Origin of the sequence: Corynebacterium vitaeruminis (genome assembly GCF_001054325.1) — a bacterium.
GTDB classification, from domain to species: domain Bacteria; phylum Actinomycetota; class Actinomycetes; order Mycobacteriales; family Mycobacteriaceae; genus Corynebacterium; species Corynebacterium vitaeruminis_A.
On the sequence record NZ_JVVM01000020.1, the window covers coordinates 56,752 to 82,610 of the forward strand.

Genomic DNA, 25,859 nt, shown 5'->3' on the forward strand with positions numbered 1-25,859 from the left:
CGTTGCACGTGTTTATGATTGTTATTTCCAAGACGGCTGCTGGCAACCCTCAAGTTGTCCTTAATCCCCCAGATGTGATTTAACGCTGAGACGAAAAATCGGCGCCGCAAGCGACGCCGGCTTACTCCACATCCCCCTTAATCCTCAGCGTGTTCTTCCAGCTCACTCCAGAGTTCGTCGTTGAAGTCGGCCCATAGAGGCTTTGCCCACTCGCCGAAATCTCGGTCGGTCAGCGCGATTGCCGCCCGTCCGGTTGGACGATGCAGCCACAGGAGTGTGCCCGCTTGCCCAAAATGGCCTGCGACATCCTTGGGCATCGAGGCACCAAACCACAGCCCCTGCTTGGAATCGGGGTGCCCGAAGATCTCAAAGCCCAGGCCCCAATCGGCCGGACGTTGCATACCATAGCCAGGCACAATACCATTCAGCCCCGGGAACTGCACCGTCAACGCCTCAGTCACGGTATCGGGATGCAGAAGAGTCGGGGCGAGAATCTCATCGACGAAGGCCATGAGATTAGCGACGCTGCTGCGCGCGCCATGCCCTGCCGAGCCATCCAGCACGGAATCCGCCATCCCTAGCGGCTCAAACACAGCCTGGCGCAGGTATTCACTAAACGGCATGTCTGCCTCCGCAGCGATTACATCGGCGATGATGTCAAAACCCGCGGAGGAGTAAATACGCCGCTCCCCTGGCTCTTTTTCCAGCTCACGGCTGGCAAACCCCACCCCGCCGGCGTGCGCCAGTAGGTGACGCACAGTCGCACCACGACCGGGTGGCGTGAGCTCTTGATTGAGCTCCAGCGCACCCTCTTCGACGGCCACAAGCATTCCCACGGCCGCCAACAGCTTGGTCACACTGGCCAGTTCAAAAACTCGGCCGCTATCACCGTGGGTGTGCCAACTGCCATCGTCGGCACGCGCGGCAGCCGCGACCGCGTCGACTGGCCACTGGTCAACTTGCGCTAGAACAGAGGGCTTCCAAGAAGTCATGTCCTCAAGACTACGCAAGCGCGGCAGACGTGGACTTCTCAGCAGCCGCGTCCGCAGACTCGTCGTCCGACTCGTCAGCTGTTTCGTCGGCTGGCGACAGGTCGGCGTTGGCGCTTGCGTCCCACTCGCCCTGGTCCCAAATTCCTGCACGCTTTGCGACGACCAACGGGACCACGGCCTGACCGGTGACGTTTACCGCGGTGCGTCCCATATCCACGATTGGCTCGACAGCCAACAGGAGGCCGACACCGGCGAGCGGCAGGCCGAGGGTCGACAGGGTCAGGGTTAGCATGACGGTAGCGCCGGTGGTGCCAGCAGTTGCAGCCGAACCGATAACGGAGACGAAGATGATGAGCAGGTAGTCCGTGAAGTCCAGCGGTACCCCGTAGAACTGCGACACGAAGATAGCTGCGATAGCCGGGTAAATGGCAGCGCAACCATCCATCTTCGTGGTAGCACCCAGCGGCACTGCGAAAGAGGCGTACTCATCCGGCACTGCCAGACGACGCGAGACAACGCGCTCAGTGACCGGCATGACGCCCATCGACGAACGAGTAAAGAAGCCGAGCGAGGTCACTGGCCAGACGCGACGGAAGAAGTCGATTGGGCTAATGCCATGAATCTTCAGCACAACTGGATACACAACTGCGATAACCAGGAACAGGCCAATGTAGATGGCAATGGCGAACTTGCCCAGGCTGCCAAGTGCTTCCCAACCGTACTCAGCGACAGCATGACCGATCAGAGCCGCAGTACCGATTGGTGCCAGACGGATAACCCACCACAGCACCTTCTGCACGATGGTCAAAAGAGAGCCGGAGAACTCGATGAACGGTTCAGCCTTCGGGCCGACCTTTACTGCGGCAATACCGAAGACAATCGCGATGACCAGCAGCTGCAGGACGTTGAAGTTCAGCGAGCCGGATACAGCACCGTCAGATTCGCTGATCTTCACACCAAGGCCGAGGAAGTTCTGCGGGACAATGCTCTGCAGGAATCCCCACCACGAGCCCACAGAATCCGGTTCCTGTGCAGCCGAGGCATCGACGCCGGAGTTAACGCCCGGCTTGATAAGCAAGCCCAGGCCAATGGCAATAACCACCGATACAAAGGATGTGATGGCGAACCAAATAAGCGTCGAAACAGCCAGCTTGGCTGCGCCTGCGACCTGGCGCAGGTTGGCAATCGAGACCACTACTGCGGTGACTACCAGCGGCGGGATGAGAAGCTTCAGCAGCGTGACATAAGTGCTGCCGACCTCGTCCAAAGCTGTGCGCAACGAGGAATCCTCGCCAGTACTGCGGGCTATGAAGCCCAGAATGAGACCAATAATCAGGCCATAGACAACTTGGGCACCAAAACCGGTCGCCCATTTGAATTTATTCACTTTTCCTCCTGGGATTTTATTTCTCTGAAAACACTTGTGCCGCGCCCTAAGCCCGTCTGGCATATACGCGTGATGGGGTATCCGGGGCCGCTGGGCTCAGCCTCGAAGAGGTAGGCGCAACGGGGGGCGGAAGCCCGAAGTGTTTAGCGACAGGAGGAAGTGGAAATTCGGCCGTAATCGAGCCAACGCCGCTTTGTGAGCATTTTCATGTTGGTCATTTCTAACTTGCAAGTCCGGTTAAGAGACAAACGATAAGACTGCCACGATTGATGTTGTGACACCAATTCCCAACGCGGCCCCTCACCCGAATATTCCAAGTAGCTAACTCGATTTCTCAGCCTGCTTGCGCAACTGCAGCACCTTCAGAGAACAGAGGAAACCGATAGTCAACGCACCGACAGCCGCATACAGCGCAAACTGCGTGGCATGTGCAAACCCATTGGTCAGCGGCTCCAAGACTTCGTCAGGAGCACCTTGCGCACGCAGACCAATCAGCATCGAACCGGCGGAATCTTTCAGCCCCTGCCCCATCTGTTCCAGTCCCGGCGACAGCTTCGCAATCTCGCGATCCAGCCCAATCGTCAGCGCCATACCACCGAGCGCAGCACCGAGAGCCGAACCAATCTGCCGAATTGTCGACTGCGTTGCCGATGCCTGTCCCGACAGCCGCACCGGAATATCGCCAAGCACCAACGAGGTCAGCTGTGCAGATGCCAGACCAAGACCCAGACCGTAGACAATCAGCGCAAACACGACCAGCCACAGTGGCAAATCAACGCGCTCTTCCGCCGCCAACTGCAGCGAACCGAAGACCTCGAGGCCAAGCCCCAGAATCACCACACCGGCCGGGGTAATCCGGGCCGCCAGATGGCGTGCCATGGCACCGGCGAAAAACGCACCGAGAGCCATCGCTGCCAGAACCAGGCCAGTTGCGATCGTCGATAAGCCAATCGCCGACACCAGGTAGAGCGGCAGCACGAAAACCAGCGCGAACTCCCCCACTGCGACGAGCATCGCCGTGGTATTTCCCCAGCTGAACGTGGCGTAGGAGAACATCGACACGTCCAAAAGGGCGGGATCCGCATTCTTCCGACGACGGTTTTCCCACAGCACGAAGGCGACAAGCACCATCGCGCCAATCAAGAGCGTGACGACGGGTGCGGAGGGAAAAGCAAACCCTATCTTGGCGCCCTGAATGATGCCGAAGACCACGGCACCAAAGCCGATTCCAGACAGCACCAGGCCGAGGACGTCGAAACCACCAGTGTCGTTGGTATCGCCCGCGGTGTTCGGTACCCAGCGCAGTGCGAGGACGAAAAGCACCGCAGCGATGGGCACATTGACCCAGAAAATAGCTTCCCAACCAGCGAATTGAGTAAGGACGCCGCCTAGAAGCGGGCCAACTGCTGCTGCGCCGGACATGACCGCACCCCAGATGCCGAATGCAGTGGCGCGATCTTTGTCACGGAACAGTGCGTTGACGCTGGACAGTGTGGACGGCAGAATGCACGCACCACCAATGCCCTGGATGACGCGGGCAATGACCAACGGAGCCAATGAGGTGGAAAGCGCAGCTACGACGGAGCCGTCCGTGAAGATGACCAGGCCGACGAGGAAAAGGGTTCGACGGCCAAAGCGGTCACCAGCACGGCCAGAGGTCAGTAGCAATGCTGCGAAGACGACGGAGTAAATCGTGGTGATCCACTGCGCCCCGACGATGTCGAGGCCCAGCTCCGAAATGATGGTCGGCAGTGACACTCCGACAATGGTGCCGTCGAGGACAATCATGCCTAGGCCAACCGCAAGCACGAGCAGGCCCCACCAGCGTTGTGGCGAGGCTGCGAACTCAGCAATTTGCTCCTTGCTGGCGATCGCTGTGGCGGTAGCGCCCTTCGCTTTCGCTGTGGCACCGGCTTGTGCGTCGGCTGAGACATCGGCGCTGCTCAAGGAAGGTTTTGTACTCATAGGATTAATACTAGAAGTGTCCAAGTACTGATTCATCAACCGAAAGTCGTAACTTTGCGGAAGACTCAACTTCATTGAATCCGTGCGATGGCAGCAGAACCTGCTGGCTATAGGGCTTTTATCACCGCACGGTGGCAGATTGCTATGATGCTATGAGGCCTCGGGCACTGGTTTATAGTGCTTAATTGTCACTTCACAGCGCCCGATCCTTGCCCCTATAGCTCAGTCGGTTAGAGCAGAGGACTCATAATCCTTTTGTCCCAGGTTCGAGCCCTGGTGGGGGCACTACTCCCGAAATCGCATCCTGCAACGACACGGACAGACTTTCGAGGTCACCTGCCACTACCCCCGCGTAGTGGCGCAACGTCGTAGTCGCGTCAGCGTGTCCAAGGTGAGCAGCAACCACCTGGGGAGCAATCCCCGACCGGAGAGCAAGGGTCGCGCAGGTATCCCGGAGCGCATGAGGAGTGATTTTCCTCACGCCCGCGCGGTCACACGCAGGCTGCAGAGACCTTGCCGTCCAGTTCGTTCTGTGCACCGGCGTGCCAACAGCCGAGGTGAACAACAGCTCAGTCTGACACTGGGCTACGTACTCCCTCAGTCGCTCCATGACAAAACCGGGGAGATACACCCGCCGACGCTGGTGGGTTTTGCCGTCCGACCGCAGCCAGCCACCACCACGGGCAGGGATAAGCCCGCCCGAGACCATCACGTAATCGTCATGCACTGATGACGGTCTTAGTGCCGTGACCTCGGAAAACCGCAGTCCACCGTAGACCAGTACCTCAAAAATCAGTAGGTCACGACCCGACAACTGCTGGGCTACACGCTGAATTTCATCAGGACTCAAAGGATCTGGGAGCGAACGAGTAGCTGGCGGCATTTTGACCAACTTCGCCGGCGATGAAGAAACGTACCCCTCGATTTCCGCGAGCCGGTAGACCTGACGCACAATGCTCAACGCCTGCCGTACCTGATGGTAGGCGTGCGGAGCGGTCTCCATAACCCAACCCTGCACATCACGGTAAGTAATTTGATCAAGACGCAAACTTCCAAACGCAGGCTTAAGATATTGCTCCAGCAGCCACCGATAATCCTCCGCAGTTTTTTCCGCCACAGGATGCATTGACAGCCACTCAGCCGCATAAGCCCCAAAATACGGCGCTGAACTAGGCATTTGGCTCACGCACCTTACCGGACGCATACGCATCCACCGACTCGGGGACGTAGCGGACAAGCTCGCCGACCTGCATAAAATCCGGACCCACGCCACGGTCACGCCACCGCATGAGAGTCTGACGAGACACGCCAAGGCGAGCAGCAACCTCACCGGGAGTAAGCAACGAAGCCATTTTTCTAAAACCAACTTTCAAAAAAGAAACGAAATCAGAAATAAACGAAGTAATAGGTGCGCCCGCCGTCGCGGGCGCGAATCAAAGAAGAAGACACAAAGAACCAGGGGGTCACCCGGGGGCAGGCGACGGAGAACAAAAAATCAGTGGTCACCGTAGACGACGGGTCAAGGACAAAGGGGGCTGCGCCCCCTCTGTACTCCCCGAGTAGGGCTAGGTAGCCACCCGCACAACACAACGCCCAGGGGTCACCGCGCCCGTAACGCGATTCACATCCTCGTAGGTCAGACAAACGCGTTCTGTGGGGACAGCATACCGAGTCGTAACCGGCGAAATCTGCAGGTCAGACCCATTTTTCGACATACCGCGAAGCTGCTGCCGCTGCCGATTAAGGTCAGCCTTAGCACCCAGACACTCCTGCCACCGCCGGTCAGACTCCACCGCCGTATGCGCAGCTGGCAACGGCTTGCATGCGATATCGACCACTTGCTGAGCTTTTGCCAGCTCACAGGCATTTTTGTCAACGAACCAGCCCATGCACTCTTCCGGCTCCCCCGGAGTCATGTTCTCCGGTGCCTGGTCGCCACCACCCTGGGCAACCACCAGACCGATACCAGCGAACAGCGCGAGCACACCGCCAGCGATTTTCCGCCCCCTACTCATCAGACTCACCCACTAGCGGAGTGTGCTGATCGAAGACGTACCGCCCGATACGGTCGTAGTACTCGTCATAAGCCATATCCGGAGACTGAAACCACACAAAATCCGGCTTACCAATCTCACGGAGCACACCGCGACCTGGCTGGAGCGCAATCATGCGCGCCACATCCTCCGGTTGCGCCTGGTCAAACATCATTCTGATGCTGTCAGTATTATCCTGTGCGTACGAGACACGGCGACCATACTGCGACCGGTCATGCAGCGTTTTCGCTTCTGCACGCTGCAAAATCGTAAAAACACGAATGCCGACTTTTGCGCCTTCGCGGAGTAGTCGACCGACAGCGCCAGTAAATGCCGCCGCCTGCTTTTTATCCCAGGCGGTCATCGACTCAATCAAACCGGAATATTCCTCAAGCACGCAGAAAATGATTGGCTGGCTTACCGAGAATTCGTCGATTTTCTCTCGGCGCCCAAGGTTCGCCATGCGAATTTCCATTTCGGCTACCACCGCGTTAACCAGCGCAATCGATGCTTTCAACGACGCTTCTGAGGTACCAAGAACAAAGTCCTGCGGTCTGCCGGAATACTCCCGCCAGGGACGCAGCAGCCCGAATGCGGGGTCGATGCCGACTACCTGAATATCGGAGTGTTTTGCCAGCTGAATTAAAATCGACTGCGAGCCCTTACTTTTACCCGAGCGAGTGATACCAGCGATGAACGTATGATAGGAGGCATACGGGTCGAGGCATACGAGGTTTCCGTCTTCGTCCTGCGCCCACCAGAGGGGTGCCCCTGTATCAGTCAAGGAAATCGACCCCCAGCTTCGTCTCAAAAGCATCACGGGTGATGGCATAAACGCGCATTTGACCAGGCCGCTCACGCTCTACCTGATAGTCGCGAACCCCCTCAATATCGGCGTACGCGCCGAGCTTTTCGACACCCTCACGGAAATCCTTTTCGCTCATACCTTGCGGGAGCCTACACACCAGCGCGACCCCCCGCGCATCTCTCAGGCGACGGACTACGGTCGGGGTCAGCCGTGACACTTCCTGCCGCTCTTCGCCATCTTCAGTGCGCACTGTGCGGATCGTTTCGACATAGCAGCCGACCGCCTCCAGTGCTGTATGCAGCTTTTTATCCGTGCCGAACCGGCGGAAGAATTCGCGCTCGCCCGCGCGAAGATCCTCCTTATCCTCCTTGCTCAGCCCATGTAGCTGCTGGCGATTTTCACCCCACGACTCAGCCAGACTAATCACCGCAAGGATGCCGCCGATAATCAGCACAAGGAGAAACAGGCTTCCAAAATCGATGCCATTACTCATTTTCAGCGCCTCCCCACAGACCAGCCGCAGCCTCGTCACGTCCGCGAGCGGTCAGAGTGAGGCGCTCGATTTCAGGGTGAAAATAGTCGCGCTCTCCATGAACCCAGCCTCGGCGAATCAGCTCCACTACGACCTCTCCTATCTCCATATCCGACACGTCAGACATGCAAATAAGCAATTCACCATAGGTCATCGGATAGCCTTTCGATGCCCACTCTTCTAGCAGTCCTACAATCTGCCGCTCAATCGATATGACGCTCACAGCGTCCTCCAATCTTCTTGTTTTGGGTGGAATACCATTTTTGGTGATTCCTAGACGCTCCCCCGACAACCACAGCCGGGGGATGCGGTACAAACCACCAGAGCGGTCTTAGCGTGCCAGCTGCTCTGAAAAATCAGCCACCTGCTGCAGCTCACCGATGCGCAGAGTCAGACGCATCTCGGCAAAAGTGGAGTCACGGTCGGAACTTGCGCGAACCTGCAGGTTGCACCCCTTTCCAGCCGCCAGCACCTTCCCCGCGGGCAGAGTAAATTCCTTTGAGCTTTGTACTGCGATGGTCGTCTGCTCGCCCTGCCACAGCGCGGGCACCTCCATCACGCGGTGGATTTCATCACCAGCATCATCCAGCGCCGCCTTATCGGTAGGGCGCCGATTTTCCCACTGCATCACCTGACGCGACGCCATGTCAGCCAGAGTCACCAGCTTCAAGCCTGCAGCTGGAACAGTAAACGAATTGAGTGCCATTTTTTTGGCTACTTCCTCTCACAAATCGAATTTTAAAAACCATTATGGTTTTTCGTTCCCCCTTGGAACTGACTTCAGTATAGCACACTTTCAAACCCGCGCGATTTTTTTAAACCACCCAACGCAAAACGCACCCACTCGCCCTGTTCATACCTACCTAAAATCTCACGCGGTTTACATAAACCGCCTGGTTAGATAAGCTCGGCGCATGACCATCGACCCGCAGCAAATCCGAAAAGCCGCCGAAGCCCGCGAACAACAAATCGCGGAGATAGGCGCAATGCTTCGCGCAACGCGCGACGTTATCCAGGAAAATCAAAGGGCACAGCGCATGCTCGTCGCCCTGCTCTTCGATGATCTTGGTGTCCCCCAACGGCAGGTCGCAGAGTGGGCAGGTATCAGCACTACAAAAGTGCGCAGCATTACCAAGGAAGTTAATGCCGAACTATCCGAGAAACGTCACAGTGACAATGAACAATCCGCCACATCCACTACCGCCAACGCTGATTTTGTGCCTAAAATTTTCGACGCCAAGCAGTCCGGTCACCCGGATGGCATGACTGAGGCGGAGCAAGCAAAAATCGAAGCAGGCTACAACGACGCCGCCCTACAGCGTCGCCTGGCGGAGAGCAACTGACCCCCGCATCCCCACCGGCAGTTTTTCACCACCTGCACGATACGCGCTTAACGCTCTGAACAGGGCTTTTGCCATACCTGGCGCATCATCCATGAGAATCCACCCAGCGCGCCATTTACCCACCATGCGACGTTTTGTACCGAACCGCGAGTATGCCCAACGAGCGAGCGTCCTACCGAAAAAAATCATCTCATCAGCAGAAATCAACGCAACCGCCATCACCTTTTTGAGACCAAAGACACCCCAAAAACGCCCGACGCTCGCACCGGATTCGACCCACTCCTGCGGAGCGCGATTCTGATATTCCTTTCCCGACCCATCCGCATTTTTTGCCGCATACTTTGAAAAATAGAAACTTGCATGACGCGGGGACTCAAAACGCTGCCGCGTATAGTGCACACCAGTACCCGCCACCAGATGCCGCGCACGTTCCCCTGAACTTTGATCGGCGGCAACGATTCTTGCCCATGTTGCAGCAAGCCAGCCGGTAAAATCCACCTGCACCTTTTCGCTGGTCACGGGATTTTTCACGGTACATGTTCCCTCTGGCACCACCATCAAAAGATGATAATGCGGAGCCCCCCTGCGCTGAAACTCTCTTTTCCACACCGAAAGCATTTCGCGCCCCCAATCACGCTGAAACTGAAGCCGCAACCGGTTCAAATGCGCATACACCGTTTTTGAGTCAGGCGCGACCGCCTGCCAATCGCCGGGGTACGTCAAAGTCGCCATGGCAACTTTGCCCGGCTGCTCCAAAAACGCGTTCCAGTCCAGCTCGGAAAATGTCGAAATCATGCGCGTTCGACTCTTCTGCGACCATTCCAAAATCCGGCGGTCCTCTTCCTTTTTCTGGCACATTGCCAGCTGCTCTAGGTAAACCTCCCACTTGTCACGTTCCTGCTGGTCACCCGCCTTTTCCAGGTTTTCCGTTGCCATCCCCTTTAGAGTCGGCAGAATCCCCTCCGACAGCTCTCGGGCATGCCGCAGTGCCCTCAATGCCGCATCCAATTTTTCCTCCGCAGGGACAACACCCAAATTGCGCCACTCCCGCAGCAGTACAGTGTGCTCACGGATAGCATCCGCACGAACAGCGGTATCCGTCGAGGTATCCAGTACACCCTCCAACTCAGTTAGCCGACGCTCGACCTCCGCAACGCGCTCTTTATGCCGCGTACGTTCCCTCTCAATTTTCACCAACACCTTTTGTTGATCTTGCATCTTGCGGTCACGCTCCCGTGCCCGCTCTTCTCTTCTCTCCCGAAGATTGAAATCGTACGCACCAAGCCGCAACAAACTCGGGGAAATCTGAATCGTTGCGACCTTCCCCTCTCCCCCTTCCCACGTCCGTGAGGACAGTTTTCCTGCCGCGTCCCGACATTCTTCTACCGTGGGAAATCCCCTATCCACCTTGGTGTTTTCCTGCCGGTTGTCGTTTTGTCGTGTTTTGGCACATATGGACAAGCCATGTGCCAGCTCGTCGCCTGCGGCTCCTCGCCACGCCCCGCCGTCGGCTACACCTCCGCTACCGCGCGCGGTCGCTCCCACACCTACCGCGCCACTCCGCTGCCGCGGGCGCTTGCGCATGCGGCGTTCCGCCGTTCGCGCGCCCTTGCCCCTGCGCTCTGCTCCCGGCTCGTCGCTGCACACGTCCACTACGGCTCCGCCTGGCTGGGCAGTGGGGGTAGAAAACATTTTCGACGATTGCATAATAACAACACCTAAGGTAAAAACGTGGAATTTTGAAAAACGACGGTTACCTAAAACCGCAGGTCAAGCAGAGCACCTGACTCATAATCCTTTTGTCGCAGGTTCGAGCCCTGCTGGGGGCACTAAACGCCCTGGTGGGCGAACTTCCACGGTTCAACTGCCAGGGCTGTTCCCTTTTTTGTTCCCTATTTCTCTTCGCCCGTTTTCTTGTCTAGCTCTAGCTCTCGGGACTGCCCTCGGCAGCTCACGCCCATTTACCCGACATCCGGTTGTAACAGCTGGCGCATAGGGAGATGTACTTCGGCGCTTCGAGTGCCTCAATTTCCACGGTCTCGCCGTCGAGAATAATGCTGCCGTCCGGATTCAACCGCGCAGTAAAAATCGCTTTCTGCCCACAGGTGCAAATTGTCTTGATTTCCTCAATGGTGTGGGCGACTTCAAGCAATCGCTGGGAGCCCGGGAAGGCGTGGGTGCGAAAGTCGGTACGCAGGCCGTAGCAGAGCACCGGGGTACCGCGCAGGGTGATGCCCAGCAACTGATCGACCTGGTCAGGGGTAAGAAACTGTGCTTCATCGATGATTAGGCAGTCGTAGCCGTCGGCAAGCGAGGAAAGGTCATCGCCATCGTGGATGAGGTGCGCGCGTTCCGCGATCCCGATGCGGGAGTGCACGTCGCCGTCAGCCAAGGTGTCGACGGCCGGCTTGGCGATCAACGGTCGCATGTCACGCTCGCGGTAGTTGTGGGCGACGCGGAGGACCTCGATGGATTTTCCGCTGTTCATGGTTCCGTAGCGGAAGTACAGTTTTGCCATAGCCATCGATTGTAAGGCATGGATTCGCGAGCTCTGACGGGCGTGGAACCGGGCGGCCAACGCGGATTTCAATTCGCGACTATCCTATATTTTTATGCAGCCGAATCCTGACCTGAATGAGAATCCAACCGTTGTTGTATGCGGATCGATCCACCTAGATACCCTGGTCCAGGTCGATAGCGTCCCCGCCGAAGGTGGCACGCTCATCGTTGATGACGGCACTAATTCGCTAGGCGGTAAGGGCGCTAACCAGGCCGTTGCCATTGCCTACGACGGTGTCCGTGCTGTCATGGCCGGTACGGTTGGTGAGGATCGCGCTGCGGACGTCGTGGTCGAGGAACTCAACGCACACGGCGTAGACGTCCATTCCATCAAGACTTCCTGGGATTTGCCGACCGGCAGCGCTTTCGTCGCAACAAACCGCAAGGGCCGCCCGGTCATTTTTGTCCAGCGTGGTGCCGACGCACTGACCGATCCCACCGATTTCGTCGACGAGTTCGCATCCGCGGATGTCGTGCTCGCACAGGGCGAGCTACTCCCGGAAGCAACTGAGGCCATCGCGTCCGTCGCATCCATGTACAGCGCGCGACTGGTGTTGAACCTCAATCCGGTCGTAACCGTTACACCTGCATTGATTGACCATGCAGATCCACTGATTGTCAATATGAAGGGCGCCTGGGAAACAATCCGTCGCCTGGACATCGCCGAAGGCATCCGCGCTACCGACTACCGCGCACAGCTCGAGGCACTACTGCAGTACTGCCCCAGCGTCGTCATGCTCCGGGGCGACCACGGCTGTCTCTTCGCACAGCACTCCGACGGTCTCGATGACGAGCCGACAATCTACGAGCATCCTGCGCTTAAGCTGCCAGAGGAGAAGATTGTCGACGGCACCGGTTCCGGCGACGCGTTCGTCGGCACGCTCACCGCAGAACTGGCTAAGGGTACCTCGCTTTACGACGCCGTCCCACTGGCCACCGCAGCAGGTGCAGCAGCCGTACAGGCGGTCGGCGCATGCTCCGCGTTTGTCCGCCGCGAGAAGCTGCTAGAGATGGTCGAGGCGGAGGACTTTCCCGCTATCAGCGTTTACTAGCGCTCTATAAGCGTCGAAGCCTAACTGCGCTTCGACGGCCTACCTTCTTATAAGGCGGCGATGCCTAACTTAGGTGTCACCGCTAATCCAGCATGCTGGTGACCAGCTCGGCAATTTTCGAGCGCTCCGAGCGCTTCAGCGTGATATGCGCAAAAAGCTCGTTGCCTTTGAGCTTCTCAATCACTGCCTGCACACCGTCATGGCGGCCGACGCGCAAGTTGTCGCGCTGCGCCACATCATGGGTGAGAATGACCCGCGAATTGCTGCCAAGACGTGACAGCACCGTCAGCAGTACATTGCGCTCCAGCGACTGTGCCTCATCGACAATCACGAAGCTGTCATGCAGGCTGCGACCACGGATGTGGGTCAGCGGCAGAACCTCCAGCATGTCGCGCGAGGCAATCTCATCCATGACGTTCTCCGAGACCAGCCCCTCCAGCGTGTCGTAAACAGCCTGCGCCCACGGGTTCATCTTTTCGTCCTCACTACCGGGCAGGTAACCAAGGTTCTGACCACCGACCGCGTAGAGCGGACGAAACACCACGATTCGGCGATGTAGTCCGCGCTCCAGCACCGACTCCAGACCCGCGCACAGTGCAAGCGCCGACTTACCCGTGCCGGCTCGGCCGCCGAGGGACACAATCCCCACCGAGTCATCCAACAGCAGGTCGAGCGCAACGCGCTGCTCCGCCGACCGTCCCTTCAGCCCGAACGCCTCCGTATCGCCCCGCACAAGCTTGACGACACCCGGGGCGCTCACCCTTGCCAGCGCAGACTGGCTACCGGCGCTGAGCTGCACGCCGCAGTGCAGCGGCTGCTCCTGAACCTGCTCGAGCTCCAGAAAGCCATTGGCGAAGAGACGATCAATTTGCTCCGGGTCGACGTCCACTTCCACCATTCCCGAGTACCCAGTCAGTACGACGTCCTGGGCGCGGTAATCGTCGGCAGGCAATCCCACCGCACCAGCCTTAACGCGAAGCGGAATGTCCTTGGTGACCAGCACGACATCATGGCCATCGTGCTGAAGGTTCAGGGCGCAAGCGAGAATACGGTGATCGTTTTCGGCGGTGCGGAAGCCAGCGGGGAGGATGGAAGGATCGGAGTGGTTGAGCTCAATATGCATAAGCCCGCCAAGATCATTGGCGGGCACAGGCCGGTCCAGGTGGCCGTAGCGATAGCGCAACTCTTCGAGGAAACGGAGCGCTTCTCGGGCGAACCACCCCAGCTCTGGGTGGTGGCGTTTGGCCTCCAACTCACTCACCACCACCAGTGGAAGAACAACTTGGTGCTCATCGAACTTCTTGGTGGCGTGGGGATCGGACAGCAGGACCGAGGTATCAAGCACGTAGGTACGCATGACTTCAGGCTAAAAGTCAGAGGTAGAAATTACGTGGTTGTGAGATGAATGCTTGGTTATCAGCTGAACCACAGTTGGTTACAGGCTCTAATCCTCAAGTTGAACCCTAAGGAAGTTGTCCCCCCCCCGGCGCTGCCGACCGCTGCTCCCCTCCCCTCCCAAGCCCAAGCTTCCAATACCAGCCCTAACACCGGCCTAAAGCACGACTAGTCATTCAAGCGAATCTGGCGTCCCAGCAGCTTGCGGCGCAGTGGATCGACAGCCAAGGTCACAGCGCCAACTGCCAAAACTCCCAAGACGTACGCCAGCGCAACAACGAGTGAGCGTTGACCAAAAGTGATTTCGTTCGCGACCGGACCGAACATGAACGCCCCCAACAGCGCACCCATGGCAAAGCCGAAGATGCTGGTCACAAGCATGGGGAAGAACGTCTGCTTAAAAGTGACCGTGCGGTGGAAGGTGATTGGCGTACCGATGAAATCCAGCGCCTTTGTCAGCGATGCTTCTTCATAGACAGCTGAGGCCTGAGTCAGCACAGTCGATACCAGCAGCAGAATGAAGCCGATTACGAAGGTAATAGTCACACCTGTTGCAATATCATGCGCGAGTGTGGCGTCTGCGACTTCTTCAATCTTGTCTTCGCTAGGCACCATCATTGTGAACCCGAGCAGCAGTGATAAGAACGTCATGGAACTTCCTCGACGCCACGATTCCTTAGCGTTAGTGGCTACTCGTCGCATGGCCACAAAGTCGCTCGAAGTACCGAAGAAGCTGCCGATACCAGCCACCAGCTGAATAAAGAAAGGCGCTACCAGACCAACTGCCCAGACCATCAGGTACATCATCGCCGCGACACCAATGATGGTCGAGAGGGTTCCACCCGCGATATTGGAGTTGCCAACCACATACAGCACACCCGCACCGATAACAACGGCCACAATCATGCGCCATGCCTTCATCGACTTGGGCACTTCCTTGCGGGTAACACCAAGCGGCGAAATCATCACCCTTCGCATACCAACCACAGCAGCAAAGAGCGCGAGGAGCACCACGGCAACCCAGACCAGCGGGTAGCCCCACCAGGGCAGCAACATGTCCCAGGTATCCAGATAATCATTGTCGAACTTGATTATCGCCCAGAATGGCGCGGTGGCAATTGACAAGAACGTGCCCACCACAAGCCCAACAGCCGCCAATACGAGGGTTTCGATAATCACCATGCGCGTAACTGCCCCGTTGGAGAGACCAATCAAGCGCAGAGTTGCCAACCGCTGCTCCCGCCCTGCAGCGCCAAGCACCGCCGACTGTGCCACGAGCGAAACCATTGCCGGGATTACAAAAACGCAGGCCACCAGTGCCAGCTGCAGGTACAGCTCGCCCTGACCTTGATTCATGTAATCCTCGGGTGTGGGGTTTGGCGGCAACGGTGGCTCAGCCTGCATACGGCGGTAAAACATCGCCGTGCCACCGACGACGACCAACGCCAACCAGGTACTCACGGTCATAGCCGCCACGGACAGTGCAGATAACCAGCCGTTTCCCGAATGCGATTCGCGCCCGGCGCGCTGCAGCCGCGTGCTCAAGTCCGCTAGTGCACTGGTAGGAATTCTCTGAGGTTTCGTTGCTTCAGTTACAGGGCTCACTTTGCAACCTCCGATCCTGCCAGCATGCGGTCGTCGTGAATCAGGCCATCGCGGATTTCCACACGCCGACGGCACCAGTCCGCCACCTTCACATCGTGAGTGACCATCACCAATGTCGTTCCAGTCTGCTCCACCAACGCGGTGAGCTGCTGCATGACCTCATGGCCTGTGGACTGGTCCAGTGCGCCAGTCGGCTCATCGGCGAAGATGACACCTGGCTCACCGGCCATCGCGCGGGCAATAGCCACACGTTGCGCTTGACCGCCGGACATCTGTCCTGGGCGGCGGCGCGTGAGGTCTTGTAGCCCCAAGCGGCTGAGGACATCGTCGGCAAGCGCCAGCGACTTCGAGCGCTTCTTACCCTGCAGAATCATTGGCAGAGCGACGTTTTCCCGTGCCGTCAGCTCGGGCAGGAGCTGGCCATCCTGGAAAACGAAGCCGAAGTCGTGTAGGCGGAGGGCGGAGCGGTCGGCGTCGGAAAGCGAATTGATCTTGGTGTCACCGAAGATGACGTCGCCGTCGTCCGGCAGCAACACGCCGGACATGCAGTGCAGCAGCGTGGACTTACCAGAGCCGGACGGTCCCATGACTGCAACGGTTTCGCCGGGCTCAATATTCAGCGAAATACCGGTGAGAACGGGGGCGGAATTGTAGGACTTAGTGATGTCACGGATACAAAGTCGTGCGTTTCTTGGGCTGTTGTTCTCTGTCATGGCACTCATTTCACTCGCACGGAGACGATTTCAACACCGTGCCCACTTTCCTTTTGCGGTAGTGCTAGGTCTACCATGCCGGAAAATAATTCCTCCGCGCACAGAGCTTTCGTACCATGGGAAACTATGGAGCTGAAGGATTATTTCCGCAAATATGTCGGCGCGAACCGCCGCGAAAAGGCGCATAAACGCAGCTACGAGGAATCCGCCGCCGCTCGCATCGCCGAACTTACCGCTTCACGACGAACAATTGCCGAAGCCTTCGAGATTGAACGTCGCCGCATTGAAAACGACCTCCATGACGGAGCTCAGCAATACATTGTTGCGGCTTCAATGAAGTTGGGGCTTGCGGAGTTAGAGGCCTCCAATACGGACAATGAGGAACTAATGCAGCTCCTGGCGGAAACTCGCGGCCATTTGGAGGATGGCCTGCGGGCCTTGCGGCGAACAGTCCATGGCATCCATCCGCAGGTATTGCGCGATCGCGGACTGCAAGCGGCTGTTGAGGAAATTGCTGAAGGATATGGCCCTCACGTGGTTGTGCACACTCCCTATCCCCTGCCGGAACTGGAGGAAAGTGTGCTTGCCGCGGCATATTTTTTCTGTGCAGAAGTGCTGACTAATGCAGCAAAATATGCGCCGAATGCTCCTGTTTCTGTGCTGCTCACCTCAGATCAGACACTTAATATTTCAATTACCGACCAAGGCCCTGGCGGGGCAAAATTGGGGCGCGGATTGCGGGGCATGAAAGAGCGCCTGGCCACTTTTGACGGTGCGATGACCATGCACTCTCCCGAAGGCGGGCCAACGCAGGTAATAGCCAGAATTCCCTTGATGTTGAACCGCTGGGAATCGGGCATTGGAGAAATAGAAGGCATGGATATGGAAAGCGTGGAGAAGAAAGGTGCAGCGAAATAATGAAAATTGTCATTGCGGATGACTCGGCACTCCTGCGGGAAGGAGTCGCGGGGCTCGTCGAAAAGCGCGGACATGAAGTGATTGCGATGGTCGACACTGCCCACGGCCTGGTGGCGGACATCGATGACCGTTTTGATGACACGGGAGAGCTGCCAGATCTGGTGATTACCGATGTGCGCATGCCACCGAAGATGAGTGACGACGGCCTGCGGGCCGCGGTGGAACTCCGCGAGCGTTATCCGCAGCTGAATGTGATGGTGTTGTCGCAGTATGTGGCGCCGGCGTATGCGCGTGAGTTGTTCTCGCCGGGAGGTGCTGGGGTTGGTACTGGGGTCGGTTCGAGTGGCAACAGCTCGAGTGGCGGGACCGGGTACTTGCTCAAAGACCGCGTTGGCCAAGTGCTGGACTTCTTGGGTTCGCTCGAAGTCGTCGCCGGTGGTGGCGTGGTGATTGACCCTGATGTGGCGACGGCATTGATGCAGTCCGGCAAATCGGGGCTTGCCAGTTTGACGGCCCGCGAACGCGAAGTGCTGGAGCTGATGGCACGTGGCAAGTCCAATAAGCAGATTGCCGATGACCTCGTGTTGTCCGGGGCGGCAGTGGCGAAACACGTGTCCAACATCTTTATGAAGCTGCACCTGGAGCCCGGCGAGGAAAACCGCCGTGTGCGGGCAATTTTGGAATTTCTCACGGCGACGTCGGGGCAGATTTAGCGACTTCGGGTCAAGATAGAATCGCCTTAGGTAAAGGCCCAGGAAAAGGCTTGGGTAAGGCCCTAGAAAAAGCCCGGCGTAAACAGGATAAGAACGTGTTTGATCAAGAAGACTTTTACATCTCCAGCGACCTCCACCTTGGCCACCAGTTAGTCTCTGAGCTCCGCGGTTTCGCGACCACCACCGAGCATGACGATGCCATTCTCCGCCAGCTCTGGGATCTGCCATCGGGCTCGACCTTCATCTGCCTTGGCGATATTTCAGTCCACGAAGACGCCTACGCGCTGGAGAAACTGACCGAGGTCAAAGCTGCCCGCGACCTCACTTTGATTCTGACTCCGGGCAACCACGACCAAGTCCACCCCAAGTTTCAGCCGGCGGTGCAGATGGAATGGATGAGCCGCTACCAGGAAGTTTTCGACCTCATCAGCCTGAATCTGCAAATCAGGCGCAAGAAGGAGGCCTACCTGTTCAATCACTACCCCGCGCTGATGAATCGCACCGCTTCCAAGAATGCCGTCCGTTGGGCTCCACATGCGAATCGCTGGACTGGCATCATCCACGGCCACACCCATTCACCCGTAGCGCTCATGCCGGGCCACGTCAATGTCGCACCCGAGGCCCACGACCTGCGCATTATCCACAGCTCGAAGCTCTGGGATCTGCTGGATCAGGTCTAAGCTTTACGACGGTCATTGCGCCCGTCCCCACTAACTTCTAGGTGTAGTCATGTCTATGAAAATCACTGTCTGCGTCGTTTACCCGCGCTACCCCGATAACACTGAACCTCTAGGCGGCTTTGTCGAATCCGAAGAAACCGCCCTCGAAATCGACAACTGGTGGCGCGCGCAACCCGGCGGAATGATGGGCACCTGGGAAGATTTTGAGATCGAAGTCGAGAGCCGCGACCAGCTCCTCTACGGAGTTTTTAGCGGCACCCCTACTCTTGAAATCACCGATAGCGACTTTTGGGACCCTATCTGTCATGGGGTGTACACCGACCGAGAAGAAGCTGAGAGGGCAACTAGGCCGAAGACGATGTGGGAAGCAAACAACTGTCCACGGAAGTATGTGCTTCCCTTCCGCCTGGGCTGGAAGTTTGACCGGTACTTCCCTGACGGGAAGCCCTGGCCGCCGGACCAGCTGTAACGTGTTCTAGCGCTGACCCGGGTGTGGTCGATTTTCGAAACTCGGCGCATATGGCCAAGTTCCTCCCCCACTTATGGCTCAAAAGTGACCTGTGGCGCAAATGTGTACATATGGTCGCGTATACGGACCCAAACGTTACTGTCGAGCCATACGTGGCGTGCTGCCGCGATGCCGTGATGGCTCCTCTTCACTTGTCATTGCGCTATTGGGATTCTAGAACCCCCGCATAAGTGGCAAGTAAGTGGCAAGCTTTCGGCTCCAGCGCTCTGGCCCAAGACTCCAGCGACTTGTGGCCAAGGTATTCACCTATCGATGCGCTGGAGCGTGGCCATAAGTGAATACCTCATCGACATGTGAGAGACCCGGCCAATACCGTGCGCATAAGTGCCGAAAAACCATCGACAAGACCCCGACACCATCGACAAGACCCCGAAACTTGGCCATAAGTGGTGGAATAGAAAATAGACCGCTCACTCTCACGGCCCAACCCTCAATAACCAGCTGGGGCGCGTCGGGGAAAGACACGAATTTTGTCCTTTGGCCCGAATATTTAATGATTTTTTAGTCGATTAACACTGCGAATAAAAAAACCAGGCCAGAGAAAAACTCTCTGACCTGGCGTAATGGCTCCTCCAGCTGGACTCGAACCAGCAACCCTTCGATTAACAGTCGAATGCTCTGCCATTGAGCTATGGAGGAATATCCACCGCACAGAACCAGCTAAACCAAACTTTGGCCGCGCCGTTCCTTGCGACGGATAGATACTTTACCCAGACCCCTTGAAACTCACAAATCGCCAGGTCAAAGGTTAATTTAAGCATCTTATACCCATCGGCCATGACATCGTTGTGAGTTCTTGGAGCCATGCAATCTGCGCAACCCATGCAGCCTCAAGCAACCCACATTTGACACCGCCGTACCGCCGTACTGAAAACGCTTTCCATCATGCACTTCCCGCACAGCATTCTTACGATGGGGCATATGTCTGAACAAACCAACGGAACAAACAAAACCGAACAACCCGAAAACACCGAGCAAACCGCACGCGTTGTTCGCGGCGTTATCGCACGCGAAAAAGGCGCACCGGTAGAACTTACTGATATCCACATCCCGACCCCGGGCCCGAACGATGTCATTGTCGACATCCAGGCCTGCGGCGTGTGCCATACAGACCTGGCTTACCGAGACGGCGACATCACCGACGAGTACCCGTTCTTCCTCGGCCACGAGGCAGCAGGCGTGGTCTCCGAGGTTGGCGAAGAGGTCACGCATATTGCCGTCGGCGATTTCGTCGTCCTCAATTGGCGCGCTGTCTGTGGCGAGTGCCGTGCCTGTAAGCGTGGTGAGCCACAGTACTGCTTTAGCACTTTCAACGCCTCCAAGCCCATGACGCTTGCCGACGGCACCGTCCTCACCCCAGCACTTGGAATCGGCGCTTTTGCGGATGCCACCCTCGTCCACGAGGGCCAGTGCACCAAGGTGGATTCGGCAGCCGACCCGGCCGTTGCGGGCCTGCTTGGCTGCGGCGTCATGGCCGGCATCGGTGCGGCCATCAACACCGGCGAGGTCAAGCGCGGTGAATCAGTAGCCGTCATCGGCTGCGGTGGCGTTGGTACCGCCGCTATCGCCGGCGCCAAGCTGGCTGGCGCTAGCACGATTATTGCCATCGATATCTCGGACGAGAAGCTCGACACCGCCCGCGAGTTCGGCGCGACCGAGACCATTAACTCTGCGGAGCTGGCTAAGAGCGATAAGGGCACCGGGGAAGAGGATCCCGTCGTTAAGCGAGTGCGTGAGCTGACCGACGGTTTCGGTGCTGACGTCGTGATTGATGCGGTCGGCCGTCCGGAAACCTACAAGCAGGCGTTCTACGCCCGTGACCTGGCTGGACGTGTTGTTCTGGTCGGTGTTCCGGCGCCGACGATGGAGCTGGACATCCCGCTGGCGGATGTGTTTAGCCGCGGTGGTGCGCTGAAGTCGTCCTGGTACGGCGACTGCCTGCCGGAGCGCGACTTCCCGATGCTGGTAGATCTGTCGTTGCAGAACCGCCTGCCATTGGAGGGCTTCGTGACGGAGCGCATTAGCATTGAGGATGTTGATGAGGCCTTCGAAACTATGAAGGCCGGTAAGGTACTGCGATCGGTGGTGACGCTGTGAACAAGGATTTGAGGGTCGACCACGTTCTCACGTCGGGCACCTTCTCGCTCGATGGTGGTACGTGGGACGTCGATAACAACGTATGGGTGCTCGGCGATGACCGTGAGGTCATTGTCATCGATGCGGCGCATGAGGCACAGCCGATTATTGATGCGGTGGATGGTCGCAAGGTAAAGGCCATCGTGTGCACCCACGCACACAACGACCACATCACTGTGGCACCTGAGCTGCAGGAAAAGCTCGACGCTCCCCTGCTGGTCCACCCGGGCGACCAGATGCTTTGGGAGCAGTCCTGGCCGAACCTGGCGCACGAGGACCTCGCACACGGTCAGCGCCTGGAGATTGCAGGCACGGAGGTTGTCATTATTAATACTCCAGGCCACTCCCCTGGTTCGTGCTGCCTGTATGTGCCGGAGGCCGCGGAGCTGTTCTCGGGTGACACGCTGTTTTCCGGCGGTCCTGGAGCGACCGGTCGGTCCTACTCGGATTTCGACACGATCATTAACTCCATCCGCGATAACCTGCTGACTCTGCCTGCGGAAACGACTGTCCGCACGGGTCATGGCGACCACACGACGATTGGGCGCGAGGCTCCGCACTTGGAAGAGTGGATTCGCCACGGCTACTAGCTGTTACTGCTAGCCTCTACTCAAACACGACCTTGACCGCCTCTGCTTGCAGTTCGCGGCGGTACTGCTCCATCGCGAGCAGGTCCGCGAACAGCGAGTTGTAGGCGGTTTCGTCGTCTGAGGGGCGCATCCGCGAGAGCATCGCTTTCAGCTGTGCAATCTGGTCCCCGACCCACACTTCCTGCAACCGCGCCAGAATCGCCTGTGCATACGGGCGCAGCGTCTCTGCATCGACGGCGATTTGCTCCACACCCAGCTCAGTCACGAGATGCTTGACGACGTCCTCCCGCGCCCGATCCATAATCGCGGTCGCCCAGCTATGTGGCTGCGTGGCCGCTTCCCCGCAGGCACCACCTGCAGCCATGATGGCATCGAATACCGCTCGGTAGGTCGGATGTCCAAAGGTCTCAGGTGCGAGCGCATCGAATACCGGACCGGTGGTGGCGGGCTCCTGAATTGCCAGCTTGAGGGCCTCACGCTGCGCATAAAGCACAGGGTCCCGCGGATTTGGATACGGCAGTGCCGGGTTGCGCCGGCGCCGCGCTTCCTCCGCCTCTTCACGGGCACGGGCCTCTTCTTGGCGACGCTGGTAGGGCGTGCGCTTTTCGCTCTGTGGCCGACTGGCCTCCTCGCGGACGCGCTGCACCAGCTCGGCCTCATCATTCCAGCCGATCCAGCCGGCCACTTCGCGGGCATACTCATCGCGCAACGCCGCGTCCTTGAGCTGAGCCAGGACAGGCACCACGCGGCGCAGCCCGGAGACCCTGCCATTAGCGGTGGTCAGGTCATAGTCGGCCAGAAGTGTGCGGAGGACGAATTCGATCAATGGTCGTCGTGAAGCGACGAGGTCGCGCACTGCGGCCTCGCCCTTCTTCTGACGCAGATCGCACGGATCCATGCCGTCCGGCGCGACCGCGACGTAGGACTGGCCGGTGAAATTCTGCTCGCCCTCGAAGGCGCGCATGGCGGCTTTCTGCCCTGCCTCGTCGCCGTCGAAGGTGTAGATGAGCTCGCCGCGGAAGAAGTTGTCATCGAGCATGAGCCGGCGCAGCAGCTGGAGGTGTTCCTCACCGAAAGCGGTACCACAGGACGCGACGGCTGTGGTCACGCCCGAGGCGTGCATGGCCATGACGTCGGTGTACCCCTCCACAATCACAGCCTGATGACCAGCGGCAATATCCTTCTTGGCCAGATCCAGGCCGAAGAGCACCTTGGACTTCTTGTACAGCATGGTCTCGGGCGTGTTCATGTACTTGCCCAGGTTGTCATCGTCGAAAAGCTTGCGGGCACCGAAGCCGATGACATCGCCGGACATATTGCGAATCGGCCACATGAGTCGGCGGTGGAAACGATCAATCGGCCCCATACGCCCCATCTTGGAAAGACCCGCCTTGTCCAGCTCCTCGAAGCTAAAGCCCAGGCGCTGCAGGTGCTTGGTCAGGGTGTCCCAGCCCGCCGGCGAGTAGCCACAGCCGAACTGGGCCGCGTGCTCGGCGGTGAAGCCACGGTTTTCCAGAAACTCGCGCGCAGGCGCTGCCGCAGGAGTGGTGAACTGTTCGCGGTAGAACTTCTGCGCCTCGCGGTTTGCGGCGATGAGACGCTGGCGGGTTCCCGGTTCCTCGCGACGGCCCGTGCCACCGCCCTCATAGTTAATGTGGAAGCCAATCTTCTCTGCGCAAGCCTCGACGGCCTCCGGGAAAGACAGGTGTTCCATCTCCATGAGGAAGCTGAAGACATCACCGCCCTTGCCGGTGGAAAAGCAGTGGTAGTAGCCATGATTGGGGCGAACGTGGAACGACGGCGTGCGCTCGTCCTTAAAAGGCGAAAGCCCTTTCAGAGAATCCGCGCCAGCCGGTTTGAGGTTCACGTATTCCGCAACGATCTCCTCAATCGGAGTCCGCTCGCGGATCGCCGCGATATCGGAGTCCGGAATTCTTCCCCTAGCCATGAAAATAACCTTACCCAACCCGTCCAATCGGCTCCGCCGTGGAGGTTTCGCTTGCCGACGAGCCGCCCGCGCCCAACCTATAACGTGCCGGTGGCGACAGATATGGAAAGATACTAGCCATGGCTGAGTGGAAGAAGATTGCGAGCGGCGTGGGCGCTGCCGCCCTGGTGCTGGCTGGAAGTTATCTCGGGCTCGATGGCGGAGATCAGAACTCGACGGCATCCGAGGGCTCACAGGGGTCGCAGAATTCCGAATCGCAGAGTTCCACTGCCCCCAACACGAAGTCGAATCCCAAACCTGGACCCAGCTCGGGCAGCAACAAGGATGGTGCCAAGGGTGCCACCTGCGCAGTAGATACCCTGCCGCAGGAGGCCGACGATGTTATCGACCGCATCCTGACCGACCAGGACCATATCTACTCGCAGCACGACGGCAAGCACTTCGGCAACTACGAGGGACGCCTGCCGAGGCAGCGCGGTGACTACTACCGCGAATACACCGTGACCACCCCGGGCAATTCCAGCCGCGGTGCACGTCGCATTGTTGTCGGCGGCGGAACCGAAAATGACCCGGATGTCTGGTACTACACCGACGACCACTACGAGAGCTTCTGCGAAATTCCAGACGCGGAGGACTAGACAACTATCCCCACGCTGCGGCTACACCGGCGATATGGCGATCGAGTCGTGCAACACGCGATTCCGTCATAGACGCCAGCTGATCAACGATTACTCGTAGGCGCGCCTGGTCACTCTCCGCGCGAGAGTAGAGCCACTGGAACATCGGATCAAGCGTTCCCGGAGCCCCCTCGTGCAGATACTCAGCCACCCGGAAAAGGCGATCGCGCTCTCGCTCCTGACGGCGAACATGACGCGGAAGATCCATCACATACAGCACGGCGATGGTCTTCAGCATGGTGACCTCCGCCAGAATCGAGCTGGGCACGGCGAGGTCCGCGTCGTAACGCCCGAGCGGAAGCGTCGATCCGGAGGCAGCACGCGTACCCGCGACGGAAGCGGTGACGAAACGGCCAACCAGCTCCGAGGTCATACGTTTCAGCGCGACCAGCGAACGCAGCGAACCATCGTAGGATGCCGCAGCGGAGACCACCGGCAAGCTGGCAAGACGCCCGGCAGCTTCGACAAGCTCCGCTGGATCGCCACCAAATGCGGCAGCGCCCTTGTCAGCGAGCGCGGCCAGCTCCACGGTGTCCCACAGAACCCCTAGGTTAATGCGACCGGAGACGATGCCATCCTCGACATCGTGGACAGAATAGGCGACATCGTCAGACCAGTCCATAATCTGCGCCTCAAGACACTGCTTGCCGTGCGGCACGCCTTGGCGAATCCACTGCAGAATCGCGGCATCTTCCTGGTAAGCACCGTACTTGTGGCGCAGCTGACCATCGGGACCCATCGGTGTCCACGGGTACTTACAAGCGGCATCGAGCGCCGCCCGCGTGAGATTGAGTCCACAGGGCTCACCTGTACCATCGAGTACTTTCGGCTCCAGACGAGTGAGAATACGCAGCGTCTGCGCATTGCCCTCAAACCCACCGCACCCGGCAGCAATCTCGTTAAGAGCGCGCTCACCGTTGTGGCCATACGGCGGATGCCCGATGTCATGCGTCAGGCCGGCCAACTCTGCGAGATCCTCATCTGCACCGAGTTCGCTGGCGATTCCACGGGAAATCTGCGCGACCTCCAGCGAGTGAGTCAGGCGTGTGCGCGGAGTGTCACCCTCCCCCGGCCCCACAACCTGGGTTTTGTCAGCCAGCCTGCGCAGCGCTGCGGAGTGCAGGACGCGAGCGCGATCTCGTGCAAACGCCGCCCGGTGGGATTCCAAGGACTGCACCCCGGGCAGCAATGACTGCTTCGGAGACTCCTCGACAATACGAGCGAGTTCAAAAGATGAATACGAAAATTTACCGGCCACGTAATTATTGTTACGTATCCTTGTAG

At 58.4% G+C, this 25,859-nt stretch carries 27 protein-coding genes and 2 tRNA genes; 11 read left to right on the plus strand and 18 right to left on the minus strand.

The window, feature by feature from the left end; all coding sequences use genetic code 11:
* Window positions 1–137 precede the first annotated feature (137 nt).
* From ADA16_RS04460 to ADA16_RS04470, 3 genes are all read right to left on the minus strand, one after another.
* Complete coding sequence (locus tag ADA16_RS04460; protein WP_048759563.1) at window positions 138–992, minus strand: serine hydrolase domain-containing protein; 855 nt, start codon at window positions 990–992, stop codon at window positions 138–140.
* A 10-nt stretch (window positions 993–1,002) separates the two neighbouring features.
* Entirely contained in the window at window positions 1,003–2,379 is a 1,377-nt protein-coding gene (locus tag ADA16_RS04465) for a dicarboxylate/amino acid:cation symporter (protein WP_048759564.1), read from the minus strand.
* A gap of 321 nt (window positions 2,380–2,700) precedes the next feature.
* A complete protein-coding gene (locus tag ADA16_RS04470; RefSeq protein ID WP_082150651.1) occupies window positions 2,701–4,344 on the minus strand; it encodes a DHA2 family efflux MFS transporter permease subunit in 1,644 nt (547 codons plus the stop codon).
* 211 nt (window positions 4,345–4,555) lie between these two features.
* Between ADA16_RS04470 and ADA16_RS04475 the strand changes: the two genes are divergently transcribed.
* A tRNA-Ile gene (locus ADA16_RS04475) sits at window positions 4,556–4,629 on the plus strand.
* Here ADA16_RS04475 and ADA16_RS11485 read toward each other — a convergent pair.
* The 7 genes from ADA16_RS11485 to ADA16_RS04505 form a co-directional block, all read right to left on the minus strand.
* Window positions 4,589–5,554, minus strand: a complete 966-nt coding sequence (locus tag ADA16_RS11485; RefSeq protein ID WP_414629647.1) for a tyrosine-type recombinase/integrase — start codon at window positions 5,552–5,554, stop codon at window positions 4,589–4,591. The genes ADA16_RS04475 and ADA16_RS11485 overlap by 41 nt on opposite strands.
* On the minus strand, window positions 5,514–5,696 hold the full coding sequence (locus tag ADA16_RS04480) for a helix-turn-helix domain-containing protein (protein ID WP_048759569.1): 183 nt from the start codon (window positions 5,694–5,696) through the stop codon (window positions 5,514–5,516). Before ADA16_RS04480 ends, ADA16_RS11485 begins: the two co-directional genes overlap by 41 nt.
* A 213-nt stretch (window positions 5,697–5,909) precedes the next feature.
* Window positions 5,910–6,359: a hypothetical protein gene (locus ADA16_RS04485; protein ID WP_152680724.1), complete on the minus strand. Its 450-nt coding sequence runs from the start codon at window positions 6,357–6,359 to the stop codon at window positions 5,910–5,912.
* Window positions 6,352–7,161 (minus strand): hypothetical protein, encoded by an 810-nt coding sequence (locus ADA16_RS04490; protein ID WP_048759572.1) that lies wholly within the window; start codon window positions 7,159–7,161, stop codon window positions 6,352–6,354. The genes ADA16_RS04485 and ADA16_RS04490 overlap by 8 nt, the downstream gene beginning before the upstream one ends.
* A complete protein-coding gene (locus tag ADA16_RS04495) occupies window positions 7,154–7,678 on the minus strand; it encodes a hypothetical protein (RefSeq protein ID WP_048759574.1) in 525 nt (174 codons plus the stop codon). Before ADA16_RS04495 ends, ADA16_RS04490 begins: the two co-directional genes overlap by 8 nt.
* Window positions 7,671–7,940 carry a hypothetical protein gene (locus ADA16_RS04500; protein WP_152680725.1) on the minus strand — a complete coding sequence of 90 codons (270 nt, stop codon included), beginning with the start codon at window positions 7,938–7,940 and terminating at the stop codon, window positions 7,671–7,673. The genes ADA16_RS04495 and ADA16_RS04500 overlap by 8 nt, the downstream gene beginning before the upstream one ends.
* A 108-nt stretch (window positions 7,941–8,048) precedes the next feature.
* Window positions 8,049–8,423 (minus strand): hypothetical protein, encoded by a 375-nt coding sequence (locus tag ADA16_RS04505; protein WP_048759576.1) that lies wholly within the window; start codon window positions 8,421–8,423, stop codon window positions 8,049–8,051.
* Between the two features lie 208 nt (window positions 8,424–8,631).
* Here ADA16_RS04505 and ADA16_RS04510 point away from each other — a divergent pair, with 208 nt between their 5' ends.
* Complete coding sequence (locus tag ADA16_RS04510) at window positions 8,632–9,060, plus strand: hypothetical protein (RefSeq protein WP_048759577.1); 429 nt, start codon at window positions 8,632–8,634, stop codon at window positions 9,058–9,060.
* On the opposite strand, the gene ADA16_RS04515 is transcribed toward ADA16_RS04510, so the two are convergent.
* Complete coding sequence (locus ADA16_RS04515; RefSeq protein WP_152680726.1) at window positions 9,031–10,278, minus strand: rolling circle replication-associated protein; 1,248 nt, start codon at window positions 10,276–10,278, stop codon at window positions 9,031–9,033. The genes ADA16_RS04510 and ADA16_RS04515 overlap by 30 nt on opposite strands.
* Before the next feature lie 246 nt (window positions 10,279–10,524).
* Between ADA16_RS04515 and ADA16_RS11100 the strand changes: the two genes are divergently transcribed.
* Window positions 10,525–10,782 (plus strand): hypothetical protein, encoded by a 258-nt coding sequence (locus tag ADA16_RS11100; protein ID WP_152680727.1) that lies wholly within the window; start codon window positions 10,525–10,527, stop codon window positions 10,780–10,782.
* A 229-nt stretch (window positions 10,783–11,011) separates the two neighbouring features.
* Here ADA16_RS11100 and ADA16_RS04520 read toward each other — a convergent pair whose 3' ends face one another.
* Window positions 11,012–11,578 carry a thymidine kinase gene (locus tag ADA16_RS04520; protein WP_048732776.1) on the minus strand — a complete coding sequence of 189 codons (567 nt, stop codon included), beginning with the start codon at window positions 11,576–11,578 and terminating at the stop codon, window positions 11,012–11,014.
* Window positions 11,579–11,672: 94 nt separating this feature from the next.
* On the opposite strand from ADA16_RS04520, the gene ADA16_RS04525 reads away from it, so the two are divergent.
* The gene (locus ADA16_RS04525; RefSeq protein WP_048759579.1) at window positions 11,673–12,671 is read left to right on the plus strand and encodes a PfkB family carbohydrate kinase; all 999 of its coding nucleotides are present in this window, start codon (window positions 11,673–11,675) and stop codon (window positions 12,669–12,671) included.
* 82 nt (window positions 12,672–12,753) lie between these two features.
* Here ADA16_RS04525 and ADA16_RS04530 read toward each other — a convergent pair whose 3' ends face one another.
* From ADA16_RS04530 to ADA16_RS04540, 3 genes are all read right to left on the minus strand, one after another.
* A complete protein-coding gene (locus ADA16_RS04530; protein ID WP_048759580.1) occupies window positions 12,754–14,028 on the minus strand; it encodes a PhoH family protein in 1,275 nt (424 codons plus the stop codon).
* 206 nt (window positions 14,029–14,234) lie between these two features.
* Window positions 14,235–15,611, minus strand: a complete 1,377-nt coding sequence (locus tag ADA16_RS04535; protein ID WP_239659339.1) for an FtsX-like permease family protein — start codon at window positions 15,609–15,611, stop codon at window positions 14,235–14,237.
* 56 nt (window positions 15,612–15,667) lie between these two features.
* Window positions 15,668–16,384, minus strand: coding sequence for an ABC transporter ATP-binding protein (locus ADA16_RS04540; protein ID WP_162837145.1), 717 nt, complete (start codon window positions 16,382–16,384; stop codon window positions 15,668–15,670).
* 126 nt (window positions 16,385–16,510) lie between these two features.
* On the opposite strand from ADA16_RS04540, the gene ADA16_RS04545 reads away from it, so the two are divergent.
* The 4 genes from ADA16_RS04545 to ADA16_RS04560 all read left to right on the plus strand — a co-directional run bounded on the left by ADA16_RS04545 (window position 16,511) and on the right by ADA16_RS04560 (window position 19,164).
* Window positions 16,511–17,302 (plus strand): sensor histidine kinase, encoded by a 792-nt coding sequence (locus tag ADA16_RS04545; RefSeq protein ID WP_082150652.1) that lies wholly within the window; start codon window positions 16,511–16,513, stop codon window positions 17,300–17,302.
* A complete protein-coding gene (locus tag ADA16_RS04550) occupies window positions 17,302–18,015 on the plus strand; it encodes a LuxR C-terminal-related transcriptional regulator (RefSeq protein WP_048759583.1) in 714 nt (237 codons plus the stop codon). The genes ADA16_RS04545 and ADA16_RS04550 overlap by 1 nt, the downstream gene beginning before the upstream one ends.
* A gap of 95 nt (window positions 18,016–18,110) precedes the next feature.
* Window positions 18,111–18,695 (plus strand): metallophosphoesterase, encoded by a 585-nt coding sequence (locus ADA16_RS04555; protein ID WP_161797584.1) that lies wholly within the window; start codon window positions 18,111–18,113, stop codon window positions 18,693–18,695.
* Window positions 18,696–18,750: 55 nt separating this feature from the next.
* Window positions 18,751–19,164 (plus strand): hypothetical protein, encoded by a 414-nt coding sequence (locus tag ADA16_RS04560; RefSeq protein ID WP_239659340.1) that lies wholly within the window; start codon window positions 18,751–18,753, stop codon window positions 19,162–19,164.
* A gap of 624 nt (window positions 19,165–19,788) precedes the next feature.
* Here ADA16_RS04560 and ADA16_RS04565 read toward each other — a convergent pair.
* A tRNA-Asn gene (locus tag ADA16_RS04565) sits at window positions 19,789–19,863 on the minus strand.
* A gap of 282 nt (window positions 19,864–20,145) precedes the next feature.
* On the opposite strand from ADA16_RS04565, the gene ADA16_RS04570 reads away from it, so the two are divergent.
* The gene (locus ADA16_RS04570) at window positions 20,146–21,321 is read left to right on the plus strand and encodes an S-(hydroxymethyl)mycothiol dehydrogenase (protein ID WP_048759949.1); all 1,176 of its coding nucleotides are present in this window, start codon (window positions 20,146–20,148) and stop codon (window positions 21,319–21,321) included.
* Window positions 21,318–21,950: an MBL fold metallo-hydrolase gene (locus ADA16_RS04575; protein WP_048759586.1), complete on the plus strand. Its 633-nt coding sequence runs from the start codon at window positions 21,318–21,320 to the stop codon at window positions 21,948–21,950. Before ADA16_RS04570 ends, ADA16_RS04575 begins: the two co-directional genes overlap by 4 nt.
* A gap of 16 nt (window positions 21,951–21,966) precedes the next feature.
* On the opposite strand, the gene dnaG is transcribed toward ADA16_RS04575, so the two are convergent.
* Window positions 21,967–23,898, minus strand: coding sequence for a DNA primase (gene dnaG / locus ADA16_RS04580; protein ID WP_082150664.1), 1,932 nt, complete (start codon window positions 23,896–23,898; stop codon window positions 21,967–21,969).
* A 119-nt stretch (window positions 23,899–24,017) separates the two neighbouring features.
* On the opposite strand from dnaG, the gene ADA16_RS04585 reads away from it, so the two are divergent.
* The gene (locus ADA16_RS04585) at window positions 24,018–24,536 is read left to right on the plus strand and encodes a ribonuclease domain-containing protein (RefSeq protein ID WP_048759587.1); all 519 of its coding nucleotides are present in this window, start codon (window positions 24,018–24,020) and stop codon (window positions 24,534–24,536) included.
* Window positions 24,537–24,540: 4 nt separating this feature from the next.
* Here ADA16_RS04585 and ADA16_RS04590 read toward each other — a convergent pair whose 3' ends face one another.
* Window positions 24,541–25,833 carry a deoxyguanosinetriphosphate triphosphohydrolase gene (locus ADA16_RS04590; RefSeq protein WP_048759588.1) on the minus strand — a complete coding sequence of 431 codons (1,293 nt, stop codon included), beginning with the start codon at window positions 25,831–25,833 and terminating at the stop codon, window positions 24,541–24,543.
* Window positions 25,834–25,859: the final 26 nt, after the last annotated feature.

What these genes read in the sequence shown, in the direction of transcription:
- ADA16_RS04510 (WP_048759577.1), top strand. Translation starts at nt 8,632, where the DNA reads ATGACCATCGACCCGCAGCAAATCCGAAAAGCCGCCGAAGCCCGCGAA.
- ADA16_RS11485 (WP_414629647.1), bottom strand. Translation starts at nt 5,554, where the DNA reads ATGCGTATGCGTCCGGTAAGGTGCGTGAGCCAAATGCCTAGTTCAGCG.
- ADA16_RS04460 (WP_048759563.1), bottom strand. Translation starts at nt 992, where the DNA reads ATGACTTCTTGGAAGCCCTCTGTTCTAGCGCAAGTTGACCAGTGGCCA.
- ADA16_RS11100 (WP_152680727.1), top strand. Translation starts at nt 10,525, where the DNA reads ATGTGCCAGCTCGTCGCCTGCGGCTCCTCGCCACGCCCCGCCGTCGGC.
- ADA16_RS04525 (WP_048759579.1), top strand. Translation starts at nt 11,673, where the DNA reads ATGCAGCCGAATCCTGACCTGAATGAGAATCCAACCGTTGTTGTATGC.
- ADA16_RS04480 (WP_048759569.1), bottom strand. Translation starts at nt 5,696, where the DNA reads ATGGCTTCGTTGCTTACTCCCGGTGAGGTTGCTGCTCGCCTTGGCGTG.
- ADA16_RS04470 (WP_082150651.1), bottom strand. Translation starts at nt 4,344, where the DNA reads ATGAGTACAAAACCTTCCTTGAGCAGCGCCGATGTCTCAGCCGACGCA.
- ADA16_RS04515 (WP_152680726.1), bottom strand. Translation starts at nt 10,278, where the DNA reads ATGCAAGATCAACAAAAGGTGTTGGTGAAAATTGAGAGGGAACGTACG.
- ADA16_RS04495 (WP_048759574.1), bottom strand. Translation starts at nt 7,678, where the DNA reads ATGAGTAATGGCATCGATTTTGGAAGCCTGTTTCTCCTTGTGCTGATT.
- ADA16_RS04560 (WP_239659340.1), top strand. Translation starts at nt 18,751, where the DNA reads ATGAAAATCACTGTCTGCGTCGTTTACCCGCGCTACCCCGATAACACT.
- ADA16_RS04530 (WP_048759580.1), bottom strand. Translation starts at nt 14,028, where the DNA reads ATGCGTACCTACGTGCTTGATACCTCGGTCCTGCTGTCCGATCCCCAC.
- ADA16_RS04540 (WP_162837145.1), bottom strand. Translation starts at nt 16,384, where the DNA reads ATGACAGAGAACAACAGCCCAAGAAACGCACGACTTTGTATCCGTGAC.
- dnaG (WP_082150664.1), bottom strand. Translation starts at nt 23,898, where the DNA reads ATGGCTAGGGGAAGAATTCCGGACTCCGATATCGCGGCGATCCGCGAG.
- ADA16_RS04585 (WP_048759587.1), top strand. Translation starts at nt 24,018, where the DNA reads ATGGCTGAGTGGAAGAAGATTGCGAGCGGCGTGGGCGCTGCCGCCCTG.
- ADA16_RS04505 (WP_048759576.1), bottom strand. Translation starts at nt 8,423, where the DNA reads ATGGCACTCAATTCGTTTACTGTTCCAGCTGCAGGCTTGAAGCTGGTG.
- ADA16_RS04545 (WP_082150652.1), top strand. Translation starts at nt 16,511, where the DNA reads ATGGAGCTGAAGGATTATTTCCGCAAATATGTCGGCGCGAACCGCCGC.
- ADA16_RS04485 (WP_152680724.1), bottom strand. Translation starts at nt 6,359, where the DNA reads ATGAGTAGGGGGCGGAAAATCGCTGGCGGTGTGCTCGCGCTGTTCGCT.
- ADA16_RS04550 (WP_048759583.1), top strand. Translation starts at nt 17,302, where the DNA reads ATGAAAATTGTCATTGCGGATGACTCGGCACTCCTGCGGGAAGGAGTC.
- ADA16_RS04570 (WP_048759949.1), top strand. Translation starts at nt 20,146, where the DNA reads ATGTCTGAACAAACCAACGGAACAAACAAAACCGAACAACCCGAAAAC.
- ADA16_RS04520 (WP_048732776.1), bottom strand. Translation starts at nt 11,578, where the DNA reads ATGGCAAAACTGTACTTCCGCTACGGAACCATGAACAGCGGAAAATCC.